This window comes from Streptomyces sp. NPDC002265 (assembly GCF_040296125.1).
In the GTDB taxonomy this organism is placed as follows: Bacteria; Actinomycetota; Actinomycetes; order Streptomycetales; family Streptomycetaceae; genus Streptomyces.
Genome location: NZ_JBEOWS010000399.1, coordinates 1 through 8314, shown reverse-complemented (window position 1 = coordinate 8314; position 8314 = coordinate 1). Strand labels below are relative to the sequence as shown.

Sequence of the window (8314 nt, the reverse complement as noted above, 5' to 3'; positions counted from 1 at the left end):
AGGGCGGCGGGGTCGCGTTCCTCGCTGAACCTGAGCACGCCGGCCGCCGCCGCGCCGACCTGGACGACGTCCTGTTCCTGCTCCTGGCCGTCGTCGTCCTGGTCGTGGTCGATGTTCGTGTCCGATGCCGGGTGGGCGTTGCGGACGCGGGGGTCGGCGAGTGCTTCGATTGTGTCCGTGTCGTGGGCCCGGAGTGCTTCGAGGATCTTGGCGAGGGTGCCGTAGGCGTTGGAGGTGAGGAGTTCGTTCGCGTCCTCGTCCTCGCCGAGGAACACGGGAACGATCAGGGTGGCCAGCTTCCCGGCCCCGGGCCGCGTGCGCAGGGCGCGCCCGACCATCTGCACGATGTCCACCATCGAACCGCGGGCGCCGGCGAAGAGGACCGCGTCGCATTCGGCGGTGTCGACGCCCTCGCCCAGGACGCGGACGGAGGAGAGCACGCGCAGTTTCGCGCGTACGTCCCGTCCTTCGGCGTCCTGCTCGGTGAGGAAGTCCGATGCGAACTCGTCCAGGACCTGGCGGCGGTGTGCGGGGGCGTGTTCGCCGTACAGCCACTGTGCCCACACCTGCGTGGCGGGCGGGAAGGTGTCGGGGGCGTCCTCGGCGAGCCGGGCCGCCGTCACCGGCACGGCGGCCGCCATGGCTTCCGCCTCGCCGACCCTGCTGTGGAAGGACAGCACCCGCCGGAACCGCTCCTGGGCGGCCGCGCGCATGAGTCCGGTCTGGACGGCCGCGAGGCGGGCCCCGCGCACGGCGTTGGAGCTGGTCGCCTCGGTGGTGAGCGCGGCGTACAGATGGGGGTCGCGGATGTCCAGGCACAGCACCTGGTACGGCGCCACCAGCCCCAATCGGATTGCCTCGGACAGCTTCAACTTGTAGGCGACCGGACCGAAGACGGGGGAGTCCTCGTCCATGGATGCGATCAGCCGCGGGCGCTCTCCGTCGGCCTCCCATACGCGTGCCGTGGCCGTCATGTACAGGCGCCGCACGGCCGGGATCTGGGTCTGGTCGTGCACGGCGGCCCACGGCTTCAGACCGTCACCACTCACCCGGTGCGCCTCGTCCACGACCATCAGGTCCCACACCGGCAGACCCGCGGCGTGCGCCCGCTGGAGCGTGCCCATCCCCACCGAGGCGTACGTCGCGAACACCGTGACCGCCTCGGGCCCCGCCGTCCACGCGATCAGCTCGTCCAGGTCGGTTGTGCACGGCAGACCCTGGCTGTCCGCGCCGCGCAGGGAGCACACGCCGATCATCGCGCCGCGGCGGCCGCCCGCCCGCCACGCGCCGGCCGTCTGCAGAAGCAGGTCCAGGGTCGGCACCAGGACCAGCACCCGGCGTGCGCAGAGACGGATCGCCGACTCCACCCCGACCAGGGTCTTGCCCGACCCGGTCGCGGCGATGACCTGGGTGCGCAGTCCCTCGGGCGGGATCCCCGCACCTGGCCGCTCCGAGAGGTGCCGAAGGACCGCGTCGACGGCCTCGACTTGATGCGGGCGAAGGGCGACGGTCACGATGGTGCTCTTCCTGGTCTGTGAGCTGTGGTGACTGGGTAGGCGGGCGGACGTGCGCCTGGCAGTGGACGGCCGTCCTCTGGATTTGCAGGGTGGGTGCGGCGGTTTTTAGGTGTCCGTGGATGTCGTGAAGCGCCCGCGCTCGGCCCTGCGGGCTGCGTGACGGCCGCGCCCGGGGCGTGCCTCGTGTGCCGCGCGGACCTGCGACGCCGGATACAACGACTGGCCGCTCCGGCCGGGTTCGCGACTGTGGGCGACGATGCCCCACCGGGAGAGCTGCCTGCGGGCCGAACCGGTCGCCGATTCCCCCGTGAACCCCAGGTAGTCGGCCACCACCGTCACGGTCCACAACTCCCCCGGTGGGGGCGTGGAGGAAGCAGGGGGAGGGTCCGTGGTCATCACTACGCGCCCTTCGGGGAGGTGAGGAAAAGACGGCTCACGCCTCAGAATGCCTCAAGGCGAGGCGTTATGGTCATGCATTCAGGGAAGTCGGCAGAATTCCTGCCCTCTGCCTGCTGCCGCGCCACCCGCCCGTGGCCCTGTCAGCCGCCGATCAGTGTCAGAAGTACGGGAGGGGCAACCGCGATGCCCTCGTCGGGAGCCCGTTGTCAGGGAATACGTGAGGGCTTGCCGATCATCAAGGTGTTGCTTTCGGGGCTGGGACTCGGTGGTGTCGTATGCGCATCCCGGACGAAACTCGAGACCAACTTGTCGTGAAGTTCGCGGTGTTGTTCCCACATCTGGACGAACGACAGCGGCGGCTGCTGATGGCCGCGAAGGCCCGCGGGCCGGGGCACGGAGGTGTCCGGGCCGTGGCCAGGGCGGCCGGGGTGAGCGAGACGACGGTCCGCAATTGACGTCCGACCTGGAGGCGGGTCAGGTCCCAGTCTCCAGGTGTCCACGATCAAGGTGAAGCCTCAGTCTGCTACGTCGGGTGCTGACCGCCACGGGGATCGCGGGTGCGTTCTTCGGCGCCGGCCTGATCGCTTCCTCTGACGCGCAGGTCGTCGACCACCCCGTTTACGGTGCCGTGGTTGCGGCGCGTGCCGGAGCCCTGGCTGGGGGCAACCGCACGGGGGCAGGGGGCTGTGGTCGGGTGCGGGGGAGTCCGTGGGTTTCCTGCCGGGTGGCGAGAAGGCTGCCAGGCCCGCCCCGCACGCGCCAGATCGCTCGTGGAGCGCAATTCGGCGGCTCGGACGTCTTTTGCGTGCACGTCGTCACACGAAGGCGGGCCCCGCCGGCGTCCGGCGAGGTGTGGCCGGCCCGGGTGTCGCTGCAGGCCTCGAAGGTGCTTGCCGAACTCCCGCCGCACGCGGTCGCGATGCTGTGCGACGCGCTGGACATCGCCGGCTGTGACTCGTGGACCTGACCGCCGTTTGATGCCCGCGCCCCCGAAGACGAAGACGTGCGCGCGGCCGTGGTCGGATCGCTGAGCGCCGTCTACTGGATCAACCGCGCAGTGGGCCGCCTGTATGTGATCGACGTCATCTGGCTCGGGTAGCCGGCCCGCACACCGAAGCGGCCCCTTCCCCGGCATTGCAGTTGCCGGGGAAGGGCCGCTTCACATCACCGCGAACTTGTCCGCCGTCGGCAGATCACGAGGGAACCGCGGGTAGGAGCCCCATGAGCCATCTCCCCGTCGTCCCCGGCTGGTGAGGTCTCGGCATGCTGGGACCCGGCTGGGCCGCCCGGCCCCTGTGCTGCGACGGGGTGTCATGGCCGGCCTCTCAGCACAGGCCCTCGGGCTGGGACGCCTGGCAGGTGTTGTGCTCGAAGGCGTTGCCGCGCTGGGCGGCCTCCTGGTTGACCAGGTCGGCGGGGGAGTTGTCGCGCAGCGAGTTGTTCCTGATCCGGTTGTTGTCACTGGTGGCGCCGACGAAGCTTTTGAAGAGCACGATGCCGCCCGACAGCGGGGAGGTGCCGGAGTTCCCGGTGACCACGTTGCCGGTGACGTCGTTCGTGTCGGTGGCGGACAGGAGGATGCCCGAGCCCTGGAGGAACGGCAGCCGCTTGGTCTTGGCGCAGTATTTGTTGTTCTTCATGACCTGGTTGCCGCGCACGGTCAGTGCGCCGGCCTTCGGCTTGTTCTCGTCGCCGATGATGGAGACGCCCATGCAGTTGCCGGTGATGTCGTTGCTCGTGACGGTGAGGTTGCGCAGTCGGCGGATGGTGATGCCGATCCGGTTGCCCGTCAGGGTGTTCTGCGCGATCTGCGTGTGGTTGGTGTCGACGGAGCCCTGTTCGGTCGTGAGCGTGTTGGCCAGGAAGATGCCCGCGTCCCCGCTGTTGCGGACGGTGTTCTGCCGGTACAGGCTGTGCTGGGAGCGCTCCTCGGCGAGGCCCCAGACGGTGTTCTTCTCGGCGGTCACACGCTGCACGGTCAGCCCGTCGGTCGCCAGGGCCATCACCCCGGCGTAGGAGAAGCCGGTCACCTTGAGGTCGGAGACGGTGACGCCCGTGAGCCGCTTGGTCTTGGTGCCGGACACGCAGATGCCGTTGCCGCGCTTGCCGCAGTCGTCCGCGGCCTTCGCGGCCGGCTGGAGGATGGTGGTGTTGCCCATGCCGCGCAGGGTCAGGCCGGGCGTCGTCACCTTGACGCTCTCGTGGTACGTGCCGGGCAGCACCAGCACGGTGTCGCCCGCCTTGGCGGTGTCCACCGCCTTCTGGATCGACTCCCCCGGGTGCACGGTGTGCGTCCGCTGTGCCGTGTCCGTTGATGCGGCGGTGGCGCAGGAGCCGACGAACGCTACCGCACTCATGAGAAAGGCGATGTAACGTTTGTTCATCTTCGGTATGTTATGACCTGATAGCTCGTCGGGCTGCCGGATGGTCCGTCCGAGGGCATGTCACGAGCAGGCGAGGGAGCAGGGCGGGTGATTCCTATGCAGGAAGCCTGTGCGCCAACCGGGGGATGCTCGGCGCACGGGCAGGCTGCATCGCGCTCTACTCGGCGCTCAGGGTCGCCTCCGTCTGCTTCGCGGCGGCATCGGCACGGATCATGCCCAGGTGCACGTATGGGCTGCCCTGGTGGGTGACTACCAGACGGATGCTCAGGCGGGGACGGCGAGCGAGGCCGGGGCAGTCCGGATCGCCTCGGCGGCGCGGGCAGCCGTCGCGCGCCGGTCCTGGCACGGTCCGGCGCCTGCCGCGCAGGAAGTGGTGCGGCTGCGCGTGGCGGCCGCGCTGGAGTCGGGATCCGTGCGGACGTACCGGCAGGCGGCCGAGGTGTTCGGGGTGTCGGAGCGATCCGTGGGCACCCTGGCGGCGCAAGTACAAGGCCGCAGGCAGGGAGACGCTCGCGACGCCGGTCAAGACTCAACCCGACCTGTATGGGACGTGATCAACGGCCTCAGTGTTGGCAGGCGAGAGATCACGGCGCCGGCATCGGGGTGGTGTCTGGCGTGCGGGGGAGGCTTCTGGCGTGGTTTACCGCTGATCGAACCGGCGTCGGGTCTCGTCGTCGGCCGGCAGGAACGTCTCCAGATGCAGCCCTTCCAAGGCGGCATCGGTAGCGGTGCTGAGGGTGGCGGAGGTGCTGAAGAACCGGAGCGGGGTGCCGGCCACATCGATTTCGAGGGTGATCACTGGTCCCGTGAGGGGGGTGATGGCATCGGATTTGCTGAGGTACTTGGCGATCTCTGCGGCCAGCTCGTGGTGGCGCTGGTCATGGGTGCGCTCGGCACGGTGGTTCACCTGCTGCAGCAGATGGCTGCCCCACTCCGTACGATTGCGGATCCGGCTGGCCAGCCCGTCCGGATGCAGACAGACCCGGACCACATTGATCGGCGGCTCCAGCAGTTCCGGCGCGCAACCGGCCAGGAGCTGATCAACGGCAGCGTTGGCGTCGACGATGTCCCAGTGATCGTCCAACAGCAGCGCGGGGTACGGCAGATGGGCGTCGAGGAGTTGGCGCAGGCCGTCCATCACTACTGCGATCGACGCGTCGTCCAGCTGGTGATCCTGATAGCGCGGTGCGTATCCGGCGGCCAGCAGGAGCTGGTTGCGATCACGCAGCGGCACATCCAGGTTGTCGGACAGGTGCATGAGCATCTCCGGCGTCGGGTGTGCCTTGCCGGTCTCCACCCGGCTGAGGTGCCGCGTGGAGACCCGCGAACGGTTGGACAGCTCCTGCTGGCTGAACCGGCGTCGTTCACGCCAGATCCGCAGCAGCGCACCGACCGGCGGGACTTCGGCTGCAACGCTCATGCCTGCGAGTCTAAATCGCCGTGTCCGGGGTGCCATGACCTGTGAGGTCATGGATCGGATGACCGGCCCGGGCCAGGATCTGGGACATCAGCCGATCGAGACGAACGGGAGAAAAGAACATGAAGGGCATCGTCCAGCAGTACCTGGCCACCTGGAACGCGACCGGTGACGAGCGGGCGGCGTTGATCTCCAAGTACTGGTCGCCCGAGGCGACCTACACCGATCCGCTGGCCGAGGTCTCCGGCCATGAGGGGATCGCTGCGGTCGTCGACGGAGTCCAGGCGCAGTTTCCGGGATTCGTTTTCACCGAGGTCGGTGAGGCCGACGCTCACCATCGTCAGGTGCGCTTCCGCTGGGGCCTGGGCCCGGAGGGAGCCGAGCCGCTGGTGATCGGGTTCGACGTCCTGGTGCTGGACGAGTCGGGCCGGATCCAGGACGTGCACGGTTTCCTGGACAAGGTGCCGGCCTGACGGCGCCGCGCGGGTACGCGATCGGTTACCCGGAGGACGTCGACACCTGCCCGGAGATCGCGGAGTACCTCAAGCGGATCGAGGCCACGATGGCATCGTACGGCGGACGCTTCCTCGTGCACGGCGGGCGGCTCGTCGTGCATGAGGAAACGTGCAACACGTTCCCGTACAGGCTGAGTTCCCAGTCGAGGACGGTGAGGCGCTCCTCGTCGCAGGGCTGCGGTGTCACCACGATGTTTGGTGCACCAGGTCCAGGGGCTGGTCCACGACGGTGACCGGTATCGCTGCCTCTACTGGCAAGTGCAGGAGGCCGCTGTACGTCTCTGAGGGGACGTACACCGACGATCCCACCTCTGGCGCTTCTGCGCACCACACCCTGTTCCTCGGCAAACAGCGTGTGGTGCGGCCATTACGGCCCTCCCCGAGGTCCTGCTGCGCTTGTCATGCCCCCTCAGGTGCGGCACCGAGATGGAAGATTGCCGTCACTCGCCTTCGAAGAGGGCCAGCTCCTCGTCGGTCAACCGGGCGAAGCAGGTGTCTTCTGTGACGGTAACGGCGGCTCTTTCCGCGGACCCAACGCGGGTGTGCCGGGCGCTGAGGGTCCAGCCCCGCTTCTGGTAAGTCGCCATGAAATAGGTACCGTTCTCTCCAACCGGCACCTCCTTGGACGGCTCACTCTCCTTCCAGCCCCGTGCCGCCACACCTGCGAGCAGACCCTCCAACTGGTCGCGTGATTCGGCCTGTTCATCGACACCGGATGACCAAGAGACCACGCAGGGAGCCATCCGGACGGCGAGGGCGATCCGCTTCCGATCCTTCGCCGTCTTTGCCCGAGCCGATGCGTCGATCGCGTCGGCCCCGTTGGTTTTGGAGTAGCCCGACTCTGTTTTCCCGTCCGGCAGTCCAGCGGTCTCGACGGCCGCGTCCAGATCTGCGCGCACCGCTTCGTGATCGAAGGGCGACGGGGAGGCGACAACGGTGGCGCCAGCGGGCGGGGTGGCTCCAGTGCCGCACCCCGCGGCGAAAGCCGCCGCCGCAACGACGGTCGCTATATGTCCAACTGTGTTCATGGCTATACGCATGTGCGCTTCCCGAGTGCGGATGGCGTGTACAGACGCCGGATCTTCGCACAGCGCAGGAGAGGCTGGGCAACCTGTGAATTTCGCATGCACTCTGCATCCGGGCACGTCAGGGGTGGGTGCAGCAAGGGGGAAGTGTTGTCTGCACGCCAAGGGCCCGACACCAGGCGCCTTCGTGATCCCCTTTTCAAACGCACTCCGTACGCAGTCAGTAGCGTTCCCGGCGCGACGCCGCGCCGGTCTCACGACGTTCCTTGAGGCGTAGCGCTACACCACCCCGTTCGGAGCAGACCGCGGCACACCGCTGTACGGCCCCTGGCCCGACGACAAGGGCTTCCTCGACAAGACACGGGACGCCGTCACCGGTCTGCCCCACATGGGCGCCCGCGAATACGACCCGGGAATAGGCCAGTTCATCAGCGTCGACCCGGTCCTCGCCCCGGACGACGCGCAGAGCCTGAACGGCTACAGCTCCGCCGACAACAACCCCGTCACCTTCAGCGACCCCACCGGGCTCTACTGCGACGGCTGCAGCGTCAACAACCATGACAGTGCGTGGGAACCCAGCAAGCACAACGGTTCCGGATGCGACACCACTCACTGCTACGACCACAACGGCAAGCCCAAATACTCCACCGGCGGAAAAAAATGGCACTGCGACGTCGAAGGGCTCCGGATCGATCTCCGACAGCGGCGGAAGCGACCAGAGTGCCGATGACGATGCTTATGTCGGAGAACTGGCGACTCTCATTGACGCCGTCATGCCCGGAAGGGTCGTAGACGTGAACGGTAATGCTCTGATGTTTGACGGGCTGAAGCGAGAGATCGATATCAACCTGGGAAATGTATACGTACAGGTAAAGAAGGGGCAGGCTCGCGGGTTTGCTACTGAAGTTGAACTGGTGATGTCGGACGTTTGGGGCCGTCGGCAGAACCACGGCGGCCTGTGCCGGAAGATTTCAAGTCCAGTGAGACGGTCGTGACGCTATGAGGTTTGTGGTGTGGACTCCCTGCGCTTGGCCGGGTCGTTGATCCATGCCCGCTG

At 67.8% G+C, this 8314-nt stretch carries 8 protein-coding genes and 1 pseudogene; 4 read left to right on the top strand and 5 right to left on the bottom strand.

The window, feature by feature from the left end:
* Positions 1 to 1514: DEAD/DEAH box helicase family protein (locus ABT085_RS40465; RefSeq protein ID WP_351620253.1), on the bottom strand; the 1514-nt coding region annotated here is incomplete at its 3' end.
* Positions 1515 to 2191: 677 nt separating this feature from the next.
* Between ABT085_RS40465 and ABT085_RS40460 the strand changes: the two are divergent.
* Positions 2192 to 2400: pseudogene (locus ABT085_RS40460) on the top strand (ISAzo13 family transposase); the annotation flags it as partial.
* An 841-nt stretch (positions 2401 to 3241) separates the two neighbouring features.
* On the opposite strand, the gene ABT085_RS40455 reads toward ABT085_RS40460, so the two are convergent.
* The 3 genes from ABT085_RS40455 to ABT085_RS40445 form a co-directional block, all read right to left on the bottom strand.
* Positions 3242 to 4300 (bottom strand): right-handed parallel beta-helix repeat-containing protein, encoded by a 1059-nt coding sequence (locus ABT085_RS40455; protein ID WP_351620250.1) that lies wholly within the window; start codon positions 4298 to 4300, stop codon positions 3242 to 3244.
* A 264-nt stretch (positions 4301 to 4564) separates the two neighbouring features.
* Complete coding sequence (locus ABT085_RS40450; RefSeq protein WP_351620247.1) at positions 4565 to 4771, bottom strand: hypothetical protein; 207 nt, start codon at positions 4769 to 4771, stop codon at positions 4565 to 4567.
* Between the two features lie 169 nt (positions 4772 to 4940).
* Positions 4941 to 5720, bottom strand: a complete 780-nt coding sequence (locus tag ABT085_RS40445; RefSeq protein WP_351620244.1) for a helix-turn-helix domain-containing protein — start codon at positions 5718 to 5720, stop codon at positions 4941 to 4943.
* A gap of 119 nt (positions 5721 to 5839) precedes the next feature.
* Between ABT085_RS40445 and ABT085_RS40440 the strand changes: the two genes are divergently transcribed.
* Complete coding sequence (locus ABT085_RS40440; RefSeq protein ID WP_351620241.1) at positions 5840 to 6190, top strand: nuclear transport factor 2 family protein; 351 nt, start codon at positions 5840 to 5842, stop codon at positions 6188 to 6190.
* A complete protein-coding gene (locus ABT085_RS40435; protein ID WP_351620256.1) occupies positions 6073 to 6465 on the top strand; it encodes a DUF1330 domain-containing protein in 393 nt (130 codons plus the stop codon). Before ABT085_RS40440 ends, ABT085_RS40435 begins: the two co-directional genes overlap by 118 nt.
* 207 nt (positions 6466 to 6672) lie before the next feature.
* On the opposite strand, the gene ABT085_RS40430 is transcribed toward ABT085_RS40435, so the two are convergent.
* A complete protein-coding gene (locus tag ABT085_RS40430) occupies positions 6673 to 7272 on the bottom strand; it encodes a hypothetical protein (RefSeq protein WP_351620238.1) in 600 nt (199 codons plus the stop codon).
* Positions 7273 to 7573: 301 nt separating this feature from the next.
* Here ABT085_RS40430 and ABT085_RS40425 point away from each other — a divergent pair, with 301 nt between their 5' ends.
* Complete coding sequence (locus tag ABT085_RS40425; RefSeq protein WP_502982940.1) at positions 7574 to 7987, top strand: RHS repeat-associated core domain-containing protein; 414 nt, start codon at positions 7574 to 7576, stop codon at positions 7985 to 7987.
* Positions 7988 to 8314 lie beyond the last annotated feature (327 nt).

Bases quoted from the DNA above. Each gene is read 5' to 3' on its own strand.
- ABT085_RS40455 (WP_351620250.1), bottom strand. From the start codon at position 4,300: ATGAACAAACGTTACATCGCCTTTCTCATGAGTGCGGTAGCGTTCGTC.
- ABT085_RS40430 (WP_351620238.1), bottom strand. From the start codon at position 7,272: ATGCGTATAGCCATGAACACAGTTGGACATATAGCGACCGTCGTTGCG.
- ABT085_RS40445 (WP_351620244.1), bottom strand. From the start codon at position 5,720: ATGAGCGTTGCAGCCGAAGTCCCGCCGGTCGGTGCGCTGCTGCGGATC.
- ABT085_RS40440 (WP_351620241.1), top strand. From the start codon at position 5,840: ATGAAGGGCATCGTCCAGCAGTACCTGGCCACCTGGAACGCGACCGGT.